Source organism: Sediminitomix flava (genome assembly GCF_003149185.1).
Lineage (GTDB): Bacteria > Bacteroidota > Bacteroidia > Cytophagales > Flammeovirgaceae > Sediminitomix > Sediminitomix flava.
Window position 1 is genome coordinate 405,667 of sequence record NZ_QGDO01000004.1, and the last position, 15,320, is coordinate 420,986.

General features: G+C 36.8%; 11 protein-coding genes. 4 read left to right on the forward strand and 7 right to left on the reverse strand.

Translation table 11 applies throughout. The features are described from left to right. Window positions 1-70: 70 nt before the first annotated feature. The 7 genes from BC781_RS17160 to BC781_RS17190 form a co-directional block, all read right to left on the reverse strand. On the reverse strand, window positions 71-844 hold the full coding sequence (locus BC781_RS17160; RefSeq protein WP_109620046.1) for a LytR/AlgR family response regulator transcription factor: 774 nt from the start codon (window positions 842-844) through the stop codon (window positions 71-73). Then, entirely contained in the window at window positions 837-1,904 is a 1,068-nt protein-coding gene (locus BC781_RS17165; RefSeq protein ID WP_109620048.1) for a sensor histidine kinase, read from the reverse strand. Before BC781_RS17165 ends, BC781_RS17160 begins: the two co-directional genes overlap by 8 nt. 100 nt (window positions 1,905-2,004) lie before the next feature. Beyond that, on the reverse strand, window positions 2,005-3,378 hold the full coding sequence (locus BC781_RS17170) for a TolC family protein (RefSeq protein WP_109620050.1): 1,374 nt from the start codon (window positions 3,376-3,378) through the stop codon (window positions 2,005-2,007). Continuing rightward, complete coding sequence (locus BC781_RS17175) at window positions 3,365-6,526, reverse strand: efflux RND transporter permease subunit (RefSeq protein ID WP_109620052.1); 3,162 nt, start codon at window positions 6,524-6,526, stop codon at window positions 3,365-3,367. Before BC781_RS17175 ends, BC781_RS17170 begins: the two co-directional genes overlap by 14 nt. A gap of 10 nt (window positions 6,527-6,536) precedes the next feature. Then, window positions 6,537-7,649: an efflux RND transporter periplasmic adaptor subunit gene (locus BC781_RS17180; protein WP_109620054.1), complete on the reverse strand. Its 1,113-nt coding sequence runs from the start codon at window positions 7,647-7,649 to the stop codon at window positions 6,537-6,539. A gap of 221 nt (window positions 7,650-7,870) precedes the next feature. Beyond that, window positions 7,871-11,566: an AAA family ATPase gene (locus tag BC781_RS17185; protein ID WP_109620057.1), complete on the reverse strand. Its 3,696-nt coding sequence runs from the start codon at window positions 11,564-11,566 to the stop codon at window positions 7,871-7,873. A 9-nt stretch (window positions 11,567-11,575) separates the two neighbouring features. Next, entirely contained in the window at window positions 11,576-12,787 is a 1,212-nt protein-coding gene (locus tag BC781_RS17190; RefSeq protein ID WP_109620059.1) for an exonuclease SbcCD subunit D C-terminal domain-containing protein, read from the reverse strand. Between the two features lie 152 nt (window positions 12,788-12,939). Between BC781_RS17190 and BC781_RS17195 the strand changes: the two genes are divergently transcribed. The 4 genes from BC781_RS17195 (at window position 12,940) to BC781_RS17210 (ending at window position 15,309) form a co-directional block, all read left to right on the forward strand. Then, window positions 12,940-13,515, forward strand: coding sequence for a Crp/Fnr family transcriptional regulator (locus tag BC781_RS17195; protein ID WP_109620062.1), 576 nt, complete (start codon window positions 12,940-12,942; stop codon window positions 13,513-13,515). 68 nt (window positions 13,516-13,583) lie between these two features. Further along, window positions 13,584-14,225: an MBL fold metallo-hydrolase gene (locus tag BC781_RS17200; RefSeq protein ID WP_109620064.1), complete on the forward strand. Its 642-nt coding sequence runs from the start codon at window positions 13,584-13,586 to the stop codon at window positions 14,223-14,225. 169 nt (window positions 14,226-14,394) lie between these two features. After that, window positions 14,395-14,811: a GNAT family N-acetyltransferase gene (locus tag BC781_RS17205; protein WP_109620066.1), complete on the forward strand. Its 417-nt coding sequence runs from the start codon at window positions 14,395-14,397 to the stop codon at window positions 14,809-14,811. Window positions 14,812-14,814: 3 nt separating this feature from the next. Further along, window positions 14,815-15,309 (forward strand): NUDIX hydrolase, encoded by a 495-nt coding sequence (locus BC781_RS17210; RefSeq protein ID WP_109620068.1) that lies wholly within the window; start codon window positions 14,815-14,817, stop codon window positions 15,307-15,309. Window positions 15,310-15,320: the final 11 nt, after the last annotated feature.

Consider the following 15,320-nt stretch of genomic DNA (forward strand, 5'->3'; position numbering starts at 1 on the left):
CCACAGAGGATATTTTTTCTCTATAGATTCTTAGAGTTACTCTAAGAACAGTACAAACATTCCACAACAATTACTTATTCAGCCAATCCTTGAATTTGCTCATTTTGTCTGCAGGGACAAATAATTCAGATGGTGTTTCGGGGTCTGTAAAAACCTTTAGTTTCGTTTTGGAGTACCACGATACACTTTGGATTGCTGAAATATGGACAATGTATTTTCGATTGATTCGGAAGAAATCTTTCGGGTTCAGATTTTTCTCCACTTGATCCATCGTATAGTTGATATCATAGCATTTGCCATCTTTCACTTGAATAAAAACGGCTTTACTTTCTGCAAAAACAAAGGCTATTTCATTCACCGAGATCGACTTTAGTTCATCACGATAACTAACCATAAATCGCTCTTTGTATTCTTCGGGAGAAACTTGCTTGGCTACAATCTGTCCGAGCAAATTGTAATCTATTTCTGTAGATGTATCTCTTTTACCGTAAAGCTTTTTGAATTTACTTACGCTTTCTTCTAGTTCTCCAAGATTGATTGGCTTGAGTAAATAGTCTACGCTATTTTGTTTGAAGGCTTTTATCGCATACTGATCGAAGGCTGTAGTGAAAATAATCGGGGTTTCGATATCCATCTTCTCGAAGATTTCAAAGCTATTCCCATCAGATAGATGAATATCCATAAAGATGAGATCTATCGTTGAGCCTGTCTCAAAAAACTCGACACATTCTTCAATAGATTCGAGCAGTTCTACGACTTCAAACTCATCTGATAGCTTACCCAAAAGCATTTTCAACTTTCTTGCACTCGGTGCTTCGTCTTCTACGATCAGTACTTTATACATTTATATGAGAATCAATAAGAGGTAATACAGCTACATAATTTTCTTCCTGTACACCAAAGCTAGGAACTTTCTCGGATATGAGCTTATATTTCTCTGTAAGGTTCTTCAAACCTGTATGTGTTGACCTTGTATCTGGTCTATCTCTTGGCTGATAATTGTTTGTAACGATGATCTCGTCATTTTCTTCGTAGATGTGAATGTGTAATGGATGCCTTTTGGAAATACAATTGTGTTTGATAGCATTTTCAATTAGTACTTGTAACGAAAGCGGTGGGAGTTTCTTCTCACTTACATCTTCATCTAAATCATTTCGTACTTGAAATCCTTCTTCAAATCGGATTTTGAGCAAGAAAAGGTAAGCTTCTATAAAATCGAGTTCTTTCTCTACAGGAACTAGCATTTCTTCACTAATGCTAAGGACATAGCGATAGACTTTGGCAAATTCTTGAATAAAACGGTCTGACTTTTCTACATCTTCATAAATCAGAGAAGAAAGTACACTAAGATTATTAAACAGAAAATGGTTATCTAACTGATTTTTTAAAGCTGAATATTTTGTTTGGAGTTGGGCTTTTTCCATTCGTTCTAAATTCAACTCCAATTCATTTCGTTCGTCAATTACTTCCAAAAATTCAGTAGCAACCATAAACAAAATATGCTCCACTAAAGGCAAAACAAAAAGTCCTTCTATAGGCACTCCAATCTTACGTACACTCAATACTTTCTGTACCAACGTTTGTTCTCCGAACGACATATACATAATGCTCAACACAATTGAGGTCACAAACATGACGACAGCTATATCTACTAATCCCCTAACAATAAGGTTATTTTTCCATGGGAGAACTTCGTTGAGTTTTCTAACTATAAAATGATAACAGAATACCGAAACGATTGAAGAAGAAAAGATCAAAGGCAACATTTTCGTAAAGAAGATTCTTATTTTTTCTTCAGAAATAAAGCCACTTAAAGCGAGTGTCACCATCGGAATTAGGATGATACAAAACACCGTTATGGGCACAAAAAATAACCTCAGTAAATTCTTATTCTTCTGTTTCATAGTATATCAGTAACATCTTAAAGATAAGAATTAGCATTCAGAGAATCCCCGAATGCTAATTGGTCTGTTATCATTAAGTACAAAGCTTTTCTTCTATTCTTTATTCTTCTATCGAATCTAATAAATCCCCAGCCAACTGAAGGATGCTGTATTCTGCTACTTTAGCTTTATACAAGGCATCATTCAAACGGTTCTTTGCAAGTTGAAGATTTGTCTGTGCTGTACGGAAATCGATACTTGTTACTTGCCCCAACTCGTATTGTTCTTTTGTTTGTCTAAAGTTCAATTCTGCTTGCTCCATGCTTTTAGTCTCCATATCCGCAATTCTGCGTTTGTAGTCGTAATCAGACCAAGCGTTCATCACATCTCTTTCCAATTCTTTGGTCAGTTGTAATGTATTTTCTTGTTGAGCCAATACATTCAATTTTGCATTTTGCTCTCTTGTGCGTTGCTGATGTCCGTTAAAGACATTGAATCTCATAGAAACACCCGCAGTAAATCCAAGACTCTCATTGTAGACTACTTGACTCGCTTCATTATTCATGCGATTGTAGCCGTATTGTGCATAAGTTGAAAATTCTGGAGACTTTTGAGCTTTTGTGATCTTCAAATCCAATTCAGAGATTTCCTCTTGCTTGTGCTGTGCTAAAATTGAAAGGTTTTCAGTCATTGCCTTTTCAATGATAACATCTGCTGATAAACCGCCCACAAACTCAAAATTTGGATCAACCGAATAAGATGCACTTACTTCATTTCCTAAAATCACATTCAACTTTCTGACAGCATTAAAAAATGCCTGTTCCGACTGTAGGTAAGAAGTGCTATCGCTATTCAAATCTACTTCGGCATTTAGTACTTCTAGTTTACTTGCTTGTCCGAGTAGGTAACGTTCTTTCAAACGATTCAAACGCTTATTTGAAGTTACTATCGTTTCTTTTACCGTAGCCAAATTTTCTTGCTGACGCGAAATATCATAATAGCCTTCTACGACTTGAAGCACCGTATTTTCTACTTGTTGCTTGAATTTGATTTCTTCCAAAGTGGCACTTTCACGAAGTTGTTTCAGCGTAAAACGATTGCCATTACCATTGAAGAGCACATAATCCATACGAATATTTGCATTGTAGGAATCAGAAGCTGCGCCATTTATCGTCTGACGATTTGAACCTAAGTTTGAATCTCCTGGATCTCCTCCTTCAGAAGGTTGTCCAGCACTGATAAATTCAATTTCTGTATTGTTATTACTATACTCCGCTCCTGCCGTAGCCGATACCGAAGGAAGTAAACCTGCATTTCCTGCCGTAGCACTGTTCGATGCTTTCTCCTTATTTACAGCTACAGCCTTAAGGTTATGGTTATTTGTAAGCGCCAATTGGATCGCCTCTTCAATAGTCATGACCTCTACCTCTTGGGCAAAAGTGTTCCCTGCCAAAAGCAGGAAACAAGATATATAGATAATTTTAAGCTTCTTCATATTCGTAGTCGTATGCTAGTTCTTTAATTGCCGCTTCTACCGATTCTTGATTTACTTTCTTACCACTCTTGATCTCTTGAATTTTCACCTTGATTTGGTTGAAAATTTTGATACAAACAGGCAAAATGATCAATGTAATAAGTGTAGCTCCTGCAATACCGTATGAAATGGTAATCACCATCGGGATAAGGAACTGAGCTTGTAAACTTGTCTCGAAAACCATTGGCCCCATACCTGCTACAGTCGTTACTGTCGTTAGTAAGATTGGTCGGAAACGAGAAACACAGGCATCCGTAAGTGCTTCGTCGAAACTCATCCCTGCCTTCAAGTTGAGGTTGAATGCATTGATGAGAACTAAGGCATCATTCACCATCACTCCGAGCAAGGCTATAATACCCATGAAAGACATCATACTAATTGCAAAGCCATGTAGGAAGTGTGCTAGAACTACCCAAATGAAACTTAGTGGAATAAGTGCAAAAACAATGAAGGCTTGGCTGAATGAGCGCAGTGTAAATACCACAATCGTGAACATCAGAATGAATACAATTGGAATCACTTTAGCCGCAGAACTCGATACTTTCTCTTGCTCACGCTTCTGACCATCAAAATCAGCAGAAACGGTTGGATGTTCTTTTAGCAAATCAGGTAGCAATTCCGTTTTAATCTTGTTCAGAATATCTGGAAGTGCATCATCTGGATTTTTTAGCTGAGAAGTCAGCTTCATCTCACGATTGAAATCGATATGGTTAATAGATGAGTACCCGTCTTCAATACTAAAGGTTGCTATTTCAGAGAACGGATATGCTGCACCATTTCCCATACGGATTTTCATTTTCTCCAAATCCCCGAAACTGTTACGGTTGTCCATTTCATAACGTACCCAAACTTTCACCTCATCTTGCCCTCTTTGAATACGTTGAATTTCGTAACCAAAGAAACCTTGACGAATTTGTGAAATCACTTGTTGTTCTGTCAAACCTAGCTGATATGCTTTATCTTTTAGAACGATATGAATTTCACGGTTACCAATTGGGTTGTTATCTTTCACATTTCGAAGCTCAGGCATTTTTTCCATGCGTAGTTTAAGCTCCTTTTTCACGGCAGCCAACTCTTCTAAATTATCTCCACGAAGTGAAACCACTACAGGATCACCAAATGGAGAGAATGAAGCAAAACTGATCGACTCTGCCCCCGGAATTTTACCGATATGGTCTTGTAAAGCATTACTAACTTCGGCAGTAGAACCTGTACGTTGCTCTGCTCCTAGAAGCGTCAGATTGAACTGAACTTGATGTCCAGAACCCATATAAACCATATTCACCTTCTTGATGATATCTTTTTGGTCTACTTGTGCATCTTTCCAATCTTCATTTACTAGATCAATCGCTCTTTCAATCTGCTGAACACCTTTTTCCGTCACTTCTTGTTGTGTACCGTTTGGCATAACCAATGAAATCGAAATATCATCTCCTTCAATAGATGGGAAGAATGTACCCGGAACTACTTTCTTTACCATCATCCCGATAGAGAAAATGAACAGTGCTGTCGCAATACTGAACGTAAATGCTTTATTTCTTAGCGTAAATTCTAGAACAGGTTTGTAAACACCATCTCTGAATTTGAAAAGGTATTTATCGACAAACTTGGTTACCTTATTCGCTTCTGCTTTTCCGTTTTTCTTAAATGCTTTTGAGAAAGCCAAATGGGCTGGAAGAATGATTAGACCTTCGATCAGTGATACGAACAAAATCAGACCAACAATCCAAGACATATCCTTGAAGAAATCTCCCATAGTTCCATCCAAGAAAATGAAGGTAGAGAAAGCTACAATGGTGGTCAATACCGCTGAAATTACAGCAGGAAGAACTTCCATTGTACCGTCAATTGCTGCTTGAATGGCTGGTTTCCCTTTTTCATAATGCTGATAAATGTTCTCAGCTACAACAATCGCATCATCTACCAGAATACCGAGTACAACGATCAAGGCGAAAAGCGAAATCATATTGATCGTTACACTTGTGAATGAAATGAGGATAAACATCCCGAAGATTGAGAATGGAATACCCACTGCCACCCAAAATGCAATTCTTGGATTTAGGAAAAGCGAAAGGAAAATCAATACAAGCACAATACCCATCACACCATTGTCAATCAAAAGATTAAGACGCTGATCTAAAAGGTCGGACTGATCACGAATCACATCGATATGCAATACATCATTCTGCGCATTGAATTCTTTGATATAGGCATGAAGCTGTTCCGCTGTTTCTAAAATATCTTCTGAAAATGTATTATTGATCGTAACTGTTACGGCTCTTTTGCCATTCAGCGTAGCTCTTGCAGGAGAATCCGCCCACTGATCGGCTACTTTTGCAACATCTTTCAAACGAATTACACCACCATTTTCAGTCTGACGGATAATGATATGGTCTAATTCATCTGATGAATATCCTTTGTTTTTTGCACGAATAAAGAACTCTTCCTCTCCATCTTTGATACTACCCCCTGTCATATCGAGGTTTGCACCTTTCACAGCCATCGCAACTTCCTCAAAAGTCATGTTATAGCTTTCTAAAGCCTCTTCTTGAAGAAGGATTGCGATTTCTTCGTCTGGAAAACCTGCAATATCAATTTTAGAGATTCCTTTTTTCGATAGAAGATCTTTCTCCACTTTTCGAGCGGTTTCTTTCAATGATTTCAAAGAAACACCATCGCCTGTGATACCAAACATAAAACTGAAGTTGGCATCTTCGTGCTTTGAGGAAACCACAGACTCAACACCCGTCGGGAAAGATGGAATTCCTTCTACCACGTTTTTCACACGAGTAAGCGCCTCGTCCATATCCGTTCCTTTGAACATTTCAAGTGTTATTTTACCCACATTTTCTTGTGCATAAGAAGTGATTTGGTCAAGACCTTCCAAGCCTTTCAGCTCTTCTTCAATCTTAAGAATTACCCCTTCTTCAACTTCTTCAGCCGATGAACCCGGGTAAACTACATTGACATAAATGAAGCGTTTGGGAGCATTTGGGAAAAATGTACTCACCATGTTGGATGAGGCCATAAATCCTAGCACCAATGTCAGTACCATCACCAAATTGACGGCTACTGGAAATTTGATAAAATAGGATATTAATTTCTTCATGAGTAGTCGCTTATTGGGCGTTCAAGACTTGTACTTTCATTCCTGTGTATGGATTCTTGATGTTGGTCATCAATACCGCTGACTTTGCAGGCACACCTTTCACGATTGCATCAGACTTGAAAGTTTCCATCACTTCAATAGATTGTAGTGCTAGCTTACTGTCTTTGATGATGTAAATCTGATTGTTATCGAAAATAAGTTTACGAGGGATTTGAATGGCTTCATCATACGATTCGCTATTCACTTGAGCGGTTAGGAACATTCCTTCTTTCAAGTTTTTGCCCGAAGTCTGGATATATACTTTCACACTTTGAGAATTGGCATCCAAAGTATTCCCTACTCTGATCACTTTACCTGTCCATTCTCCTTTTAACTCAGAAGAGAAAAGTTTTACTTCATTTCCAATTTTGAAATGCTCAATATCTTTTAGTGGAGCAGTTACTTCTAATTCATAAGATGAAAGATTCACCATTTCTCCTAACTCTTGACCTGCTCTTACGGCTGTCCCTGCCTCTACATTACTCTTAGAAATTGATCCACTGAAAGGGGCATAAAGCGTATATTTGCTTAATTTTTCTTCCGCTGATTTGATCGAGTAATACGAACTATAGATTCCTTTTCCAGCAATAAAATATTTCTCTTTCTCCGTTTTTGGTTCTGGAAGTGCCTTCAAAGACTTCTTGATATCCAAGTCTTTCAAATACTGATTCCACGACAGGTAACTTTCCTTAAAATCTTCTTTCAAGTCAGGAAGAATAGCGGTAAGGCTTGTCATAAAATTACTTTTGTCGGCAAGCAATGTCATATAACGTTCTTGCTTATCGATCTGAAGTAAAACTTGCCCTTTCTTGTAGTAATTTCCTTCTCTAAACTTTTTTGCAGATGGCAATAAACGTCCTTCTACCTCTGCATAAATTTCGTATCGGTCTTTGGCTTTTAGCTTACCTGTAACCTCAATATTGTTTTGTAGGGTTTGAGGCTTTGCATATTCGACCTCCACAGCAAGAATGCTTTTATCGTCAATTGGTTTTGCCTTTGGTTTATCTGGCAGGGCACTTACTGCAAAGAATGCCGCTGCAATTACTAGCGGACTAAGAATAAGGTATAAATATTTGCGTTTCATCACTTTTGAAAAATTTGCTGTTGTACAATGACATCACAAACATCTCACTTCCTTCGCGCGATATAAATTAAGAGGTGACGAAACCCGAAAAATGGGGGATGAAACTAGAATATTGGGGATGAAAAAAATGTCCAACTTATATATGTTATCATATACAAGCTGAACATTTAAGTTTATGATAGGTAATATTTGTATTTACAACAAGGCTACAAAAGTTAAAATCAAGCCTTAATCTCAACACGACTCACGCCATTTCCTTCCTTGATTACTTGAATTTGGGTAGTGATTCTATCGTGTAGATTACCAACATGGGAAATCACGCCAATGGTTTTCCCTTGCGTTTGAAGTGCATCCAAAGCCGTAAGAACTTCATCCAACGATTTGTCATCAAGAGTTCCAAATCCTTCATCGATAAAGAGTGAATCTATTTGGACATTTTTACTCGACAAATCGGAAAGTCCTAATGCCAATGACAAACTGATCATGAATTTCTCACCTCCACTAGCTGTATTTACCTTTCGGACTGTATCCGCTTGATGGTGATCGATAACAGAGAAATTAAGGTAGTTTTTCAATGTAATCTCTCCTTTTGTAGTTGTAGAAAATTCGATTTCATTGATCTCTAAAGTATATCTATCATTCATTTGTTCGAGATGAATATTAGCCAACTGTAAGAGATTTTTCAAAGTCAGATGTTGTACATACTTATTGAAAGAGTCTTTTGAACCACCAAGAACAGCTCTCAATTCTAGCCATTTTTTATGAACTGTTTTCTGTGTCTCAATTTTCTTGAAAAGACTTTCGTTTCGTTTTTTCAGTTCTTGATCTTTTCTGATTTGCTCTTCAATCTTACCTTTTTCAGTCAGTAAATCATCTTGCGTCTCTTCATGATGCTTTTTACTCTCTTCAAGAGTCTCTTTATCTTCTTTTATCGCTTCTAATAAGGCATTTAGATTTTCTTCTTCCTCTTCTAACTGCTTCTTTTTCGTTTTTGTCGCAGTCTCAAATTCGGTAAAAGTTTCTTTCTGACTTCGGAAATCTTCAGCTTGCTGAATGCTCAACAAATGCTCTTTTACTTCTGAGATTGCACTAAATTCTGACTCTTGTAAAAGTTGCGTCAACTGCTTTTCTACATCTTCCAAGTCCGTGGTATGTTTTTTAAGCTCTTGTTCCAAAACGACTAAAGCAGACTTCTCATTTTCGATTTCTGTCTTATTCTTTTCGCTTGTCGTTCGTTTCTCTTCAAAAGTAGCTTTGACATTCGTTACTTGTAAATTGATTCGTCGATTTTCATTTTCCAAGGTGATTTCCTTTGCCAACAAGCTATTACGCTGACTCGCTAATTTTTTCCCTTCCTTTACTGTACTTTGCTCTTTTTCCTCTTCCTCTTGAAGTTGCTTTTTTATACTTTCTATTTGCTTCTGAATACCTTGTTTTTCCGTATGGAAATTTCGGATGTCTTCTTGTTTTTTGCGTAGCTTTTCTTTTTTCTCAGTATAGCATGAAAGTGCATTTTGCTTTTCCTTCACCAAATCAGAAAGTTCATTTACTGTCGTGAATGCAATCTGATATTGTTGACAGTTTTCTATTAGCGTTTGGAAAATCTTCTGCTTTTTATTTTCAAGCGTCTTTAACTGAGTGTTGAGGTGTGCAAACTCAGCTTTTGATGTTGCTAATTGTTGTTCTGCTACTCCTTTTTCACTCAAATATTTATTTTCTTCATTTTGGAATTGTTCTTTGGTATCCAAAATAGATTTTAGCTTTTTCTCAAGTTCTGTGAGCTGATCTAGCCTTGTTTTGATTTGCTGAAGCTCTGAAGAAATCTTAGTCTTTTCCGCTTGTATTCTGTCGAGTTCTTCAATTTTAAAAGCTGTATTTTCGGTAAAATAGCTTCTCAGTTCATTGATTCTAGCCTCGAACTCTAGTACTGAATTTTGCTGATTTTTTAAATCATTCTGAGCAATTCCTAAGTCTTTGTCTAAGCTATTTTCAGCCTTGTAAAACTGATCGTATTTCTTTTCCCACTCTGCTATTTCAGCTGAAATCTTATCAAGTTCAGTTGCTGAAAAAGCTTCTTTTTCTTCGTTATGATCTACAAAAGGATGTTCTTTTGAACCACAAACAAAACAAGCTTCACCTACTTTTAGCTTCTTTCGTTCATCTTCATAATTGAGAACTTGACGTTTCAGCTCATAGATTTTCTTTTTGTCTTCCAAATGCTCTTTCGCATTTTCCTTTTCAGCTCTAGCCTTGTTTAAGTCAACTTCAAATTGCTTGATCTGAGCTATCTTTTCAGTTTGCTTCTCAGTCAAAAGTTGAATTTCTGCGCTATGCTTTTGGAAATCCTTTGCATGAGTTTCTAAGGTATTTAGCACTTGAAACTGCTGAGTCAACTTGCTATTCTTTTGGGATAAATCAGCCGAATTTTGATCTCCAATTTTTTCTTTAAGACTTGTTTCTTCTTGCTGATTTAATACTCTTTTAGCGGCTAGGGCTGTGATTTTTTGCTCAACCTCTGTTACTAGGGTTTGAGTGTTTTTGGTTTTCTTTTCAGCATCTAAAAGTAAGTTTTGGGTAGCCTTAAAAGAATCCTCTTCTGCTTCAAAATTTTTGATTTGATTTACCCAATGCGGAAGCTCTTTTTCAACAGCTTCAAGCGACTGATGAGTCTTGATAAAACCTTCTAATTCCTCAATCTTTTTCAGTGTTGATTGCTCATTTTTCTGATTTTCTGAAAGTTGATTTGCTTCTTTTTGATGCTCCGAATTGAGTTTATCCTTTTTCTCTCGTAGTGCAATTACGACAGTTCTTTTCTCTTTGATTTGAACTTCAAGCTCAGAAATTTCTTTGTACTTAGGCTGCCACTCTTCGGCTTGTACTTCAGCATCCTTCAGTTTTTGTTGTGCTTCTTGAAATTCAGTATTCAAACGCTCTTGTAACTCTTTTTTTGTCTGAATACTTTTATTTTTTTTAGCAGTTAAAAGCGTTTTCTCTGCCTTATCTTTTGTATGTCTTTCCGATAAATCAATTAGACTAGAAAAAGGAAACGCTTTCTGATGTTTTGAAAGTTTGCCGATGATTGGCAAAATTTCTAGACGTTTTTCTTCAAGCTTTTGCTCGTCATTTTCTAGCGCGATTCGCTTCTGTTTTTGTTCGTCTTGACGCTTGAAAACTTGAAGCTGCTTATCTATATGTTGGATTTTCTCTTTGAGTACATTTTGGTCTTCAGGAATCTGCTTCAAGCGATTCTGATTTTTCAGTAGGTCTTCTTCAGAAAGTAAATCTTCTGTATTGATGCCTTGCTCTAGTTCATCAAGTTTCTTTTTCTCTTCTGAGATTCTCGCACCCACTTTTTCCCCAATTTTGAGGTAAATATCATTTCCTGTAATCTTTTGGAGTAATTCTCCTCTTGTATTTTCATTGGCACTCAAAAAAGCATCAAAATCGCCTTGCGCCAAAAGCATCGACTTTAAGAATTGCGGATATTCGAGCTTAACGACTTCTTTTATTTTGTTGTAGTAAGACGTTAGTTTTTGACTTTCCAAGATTTCTTCTCCGCAAGAAAGTTGTACTTCTTCTTTGGGAGTGGTAAGGGCTTTTCCTGTTTTTGTGGTAAGACGGATAGACCAATATGCCCGATATTCTTTGCCTTCATTCTCGAATGTAACCGCTGAAAAAGCATTTCCAGCCCCTCTACTCACTACATCTACAAGTTTTTCTTGAGCAGTCAGACGAGGCACTTTTCCGTACAGAGCAATCGTGATCGCATCTAGCAATGTAGATTTTCCCGCTCCTGTTCGTCCTGTAATTGCAAAAAGATTGGTATCACTAAAAGCTTCTTCTCTGAAATCAATCTCGATAGGCTTATTTGATTTCAGAGAATTAATATTTTGAAGTTCGATTTTTAGGATTTTCATTACTGTTAGTTATTCTTGAATGGAACGGTAAATTTCTAGGAAGGCATCATTGAGATCTGATCTGCTTTGGAGATCAATGTCTTGTTGCTCGCATAGCAATTGGAAAGCATCTTCAACTTTCAATTCTTTCACCTCTTGAAGGCTCATTTCACGACTGATTTTCTTTTCTTTTTTACTTCTGCTCAACGAAACTTTGAGGACTTCTAAAGGCAAAGTCTCCGCTTTTTCATTGATGGCTGAAGAAAGTGTATAGTTATTGTTCTCGGTTTTGACGACTACTTCTACCCAAGGTTTGAGTGTATCTGTAGTTGAAGGAATCTGTTCGAGCGCTTCCAAGCATTCTTCTAAGTTACCTCTAACGACTGAGATATTACGAAAAGTAGGTACAGCTACCTCTTCAATTTCTTTTATCTGCTTGTCTTCTAGATGTAATACGATGACTTTTTTATCGTGATGAACTTCACTAAAACTCAAAACATAAGGAGAACCCGAATAGCGAATGTGCTCTTTATCAATTTTCTGACAACGGTGTAAATGCCCTAGTGCTACATAATCAAATACCGTTGAGAAATCGTCCGAACCAATATCGCCCAAGCCTCCTACATACACATTACGCTCGCTATCAGAAGTTGAAGTAGACCCACCAATAGAAAAAAGGTGTCCCATCGCAATTACAGGAACTTGATTGGTATTTATACTTTGACAGTATTCAGCTACGGCATCATAATGCTCAATAAGTGCTTTTTTGTATTTATCTCCAATCTCCTCAAACTGCTGTCCTGCCATTGCTTTTCGGATATCTTGATCTCGAAGAAAGGGTACTGCCGCTACAATTACTTCTTCATCTTCCACCGTGATTGAAAAAACTTCTTCATTGATAGCTTCTGAAGATGGTGCTTTACCAACCACATAGATATCAAGCATTTCTAAAATTTCTTTTGGGGCATTAATTGTACTCGCTGCATCATGGTTTCCTGCTGTAATCACAACTTTCTTACAATGCGTTCGGTGGATATCAATCAAGAATTTATAATACATTCTTGTCGTTGCATTTGAAGGATGTGGTGTGTCAAATACATCTCCCGAAATGAGTAGGAGATCTATCTTTTGATTGTCAACATATTGTACTAACCAGTCTAAAAAAGCTTGCTGTTCTTCTTGTTGAGACAGCTCTATAAAACGGTGTCCGAGGTGTAAATCTGCAGTATGTAAAATCTTCATTGGTTCTGTCTTATCTGGGGTAAGGCAATCAAATATCACAAAAAATACTGATATTTTTCACAACTCATTTCAAGGATATAAGATGGCGTATAGAAACGGTTCTTTGAGTTTTAGAATATTCTTAGCTTTACGAATAAATTGTAGAAAAGATTATGGCTAATTCGGCTAAACTTAGAGCATTTTTTGAAACAGATTTCCCTCTTAACAAAGAAGGACTAGAGGAGCTTTTTACAGCTTTTCAAACAGAGATTTATACTAAAAATGAATTGATTTTGAGAAATGGAGACTCTGAACGCCAGCTTCGTTTTTTGAATAGTGGAAATATACGAGAGTATTATGCGACTACTGATAAAGAAACGAATATCAATTTCTATACTTCCCCTCAGTTTATCACTGACTTTTCTGCATTCAATAACAATACAAAAACTAAAAAATATCAAGAGTGTCTTTCAGAAGTCGAATTGAAAATATTGGACAAAGAAGTATTCTTAAATCTGTTGGAAAAATATCAGTGTGGAAAATCTTTTATTGACCTCACCTTCCAACGTTTATTGGAGCAAAAAGAACAACATGAATTTGATCGCCTAACCAAATCGGCAGACGAACTTTATCAAGATATTCTGAAAAATCATCCTAATTGGCTCCATAAAATTCCTCAATATCATATAGCCTCTTACTTAGGAGTTACACCCGAAACACTGAGCAGAATCCGCAAACGTATTTCTTGATTTGAATCAATGGACTAAAGTCTGATTAAAGGTATTTTTGTAATCGAATCATTAAAACTGACAATCAAATGTACCAAGTCCGAAAATTATTCCTTGATGGAGATATCCCGATGAACTGTTATTTTATTGAACGCGAAGGGAAATGTTTTGTAGTTGATCCTGGCTATCAGAAAGAGACGATCAGAGCTTATGTGGAAGAGCATAAACTAGAAGTAATCGGGATTTTATTGACCCATGCACATATCGATCATATTGAGGCATTAGACTGTTTTGATGTTCCGATCTACGTTCATGAATTGGAGTATGAAATTCTCTTTGATGATGAACTTAATGGCTTCGGATACTTCGGAAAACAGAAGACTTATGACCTTAGTAAAATGGAAGTTATCAAGATTACAGAAGATACTGTATTTGATTTAGCTGGTCATCAAATAACAGTAATGCTAACCCCTGGTCATACAAAAGGTGGCGTTTGTTATAAGATAGAACACGATATGTATGTGGGCGACACGCTCTTTGAAGGCTCCGTTGGGCGATGGGATAGACCTACTGCAAATTTAGATGATTTGAAGACTTCTGTTATAAAATTGATTGACTCCCAACCTGACCATATAATCATACATCCGGGGCATGGCAGAAGTAGTACTATTGGAGTTGAGAGAGCTATAAACCCATTTTACAAAGAATGGAAGTATGAGTCTATGTCTTAAATAATAGCTCATTTTGCCCTGATTATTTAACATAAGGTAAACAATCACACAAAATCTTAAAACTCAGTTAGCTGTAATTGGACATTAGGACACTTGTTTGTATAATAGAGTACCAAATATCTTATATATTTCATTTATTCTTAGAATATTACAATTTTCCTCTACAATTATGTCAACATCTATCACTGAAATTACCCCTGAACAGACGTGGGGATTAAGACAGCGTGTAATGTGGCCTAACAAGCCTCTTGATTATGTGAAGCTTTCAGCAGACCAGCATGGAAAGCACTACGGCCTTTGGCAAAATGATAACCTTGTGTCTGTTGTTTCTCTTTTTATCAATGGACATGAAGCACAATTTCGTAAACTTGCTACTGAAGTAATAGAGCAAGGCAATGGCTTTGGATCTTCTTTACTCTCTTTTGCGATGGAGCAAGCTCAAGCAAATGGTGTGAAAAAAATATGGTGTAATGCCCGATTAGATAAGATCTCTTTCTACAAAGATTTTGGTCTAGAATTGACCAACGAGACTTACGAAAAAGACGGCGTTGACTATGTTATTATGGAAAAGGCAATAATGAATTAGTCAATGAAAATTCCTGTTGGACTGAAGCGAACAGCTACCCTGTGTGTGTTAAAACATGGTCAGAAGTTTTTACTTTTAAAAAGACTCAAAGAACCAAATAAAGATATGTATACCCCAGTTGGGGGAAAACTCGATCCTTTCGAAAGTCCGTTAAAAGCGGCGATTCGTGAAACATTTGAAGAAACTGGGATTGAGGTGAAACACATGAAATATTGTGGATTGCTTACAGAAAGTTCTCCTACAAAATATAACTGGACAAACTACGTCTATTTGGCGGAAATCGATATGATGGCACCTCCTCCATGTAATGAAGGAACGCTCAAATGGATTGACTTTAGTGAAGTTCTTTCAGTTCCAACACCTAAAACCGATTGGTTTATTTATAAATATATTCTTGAAGAAAGACACTTTTCATTCAATGCAGAGTTTGATGAGAATATAGAATTACTTTCTATGGTAGAGGAGATAGAAGAGATTGAAGTTTATAGAAAGAAATAAAATTTAAGATA

What these genes read in the sequence shown, in the direction of transcription:
- BC781_RS17205 (WP_109620066.1), top strand. Translation starts at nt 14,395, where the DNA reads ATGTCAACATCTATCACTGAAATTACCCCTGAACAGACGTGGGGATTA.
- BC781_RS17170 (WP_109620050.1), bottom strand. Translation starts at nt 3,378, where the DNA reads ATGAAGAAGCTTAAAATTATCTATATATCTTGTTTCCTGCTTTTGGCA.
- BC781_RS17200 (WP_109620064.1), top strand. Translation starts at nt 13,584, where the DNA reads ATGTACCAAGTCCGAAAATTATTCCTTGATGGAGATATCCCGATGAAC.
- BC781_RS17160 (WP_109620046.1), bottom strand. Translation starts at nt 844, where the DNA reads ATGTATAAAGTACTGATCGTAGAAGACGAAGCACCGAGTGCAAGAAAG.
- BC781_RS17175 (WP_109620052.1), bottom strand. Translation starts at nt 6,526, where the DNA reads ATGAAGAAATTAATATCCTATTTTATCAAATTTCCAGTAGCCGTCAAT.
- BC781_RS17195 (WP_109620062.1), top strand. Translation starts at nt 12,940, where the DNA reads ATGGCTAATTCGGCTAAACTTAGAGCATTTTTTGAAACAGATTTCCCT.
- BC781_RS17185 (WP_109620057.1), bottom strand. Translation starts at nt 11,566, where the DNA reads ATGAAAATCCTAAAAATCGAACTTCAAAATATTAATTCTCTGAAATCA.
- BC781_RS17190 (WP_109620059.1), bottom strand. Translation starts at nt 12,787, where the DNA reads ATGAAGATTTTACATACTGCAGATTTACACCTCGGACACCGTTTTATA.
- BC781_RS17165 (WP_109620048.1), bottom strand. Translation starts at nt 1,904, where the DNA reads ATGAAACAGAAGAATAAGAATTTACTGAGGTTATTTTTTGTGCCCATA.
- BC781_RS17180 (WP_109620054.1), bottom strand. Translation starts at nt 7,649, where the DNA reads ATGAAACGCAAATATTTATACCTTATTCTTAGTCCGCTAGTAATTGCA.
- BC781_RS17210 (WP_109620068.1), top strand. Translation starts at nt 14,815, where the DNA reads ATGAAAATTCCTGTTGGACTGAAGCGAACAGCTACCCTGTGTGTGTTA.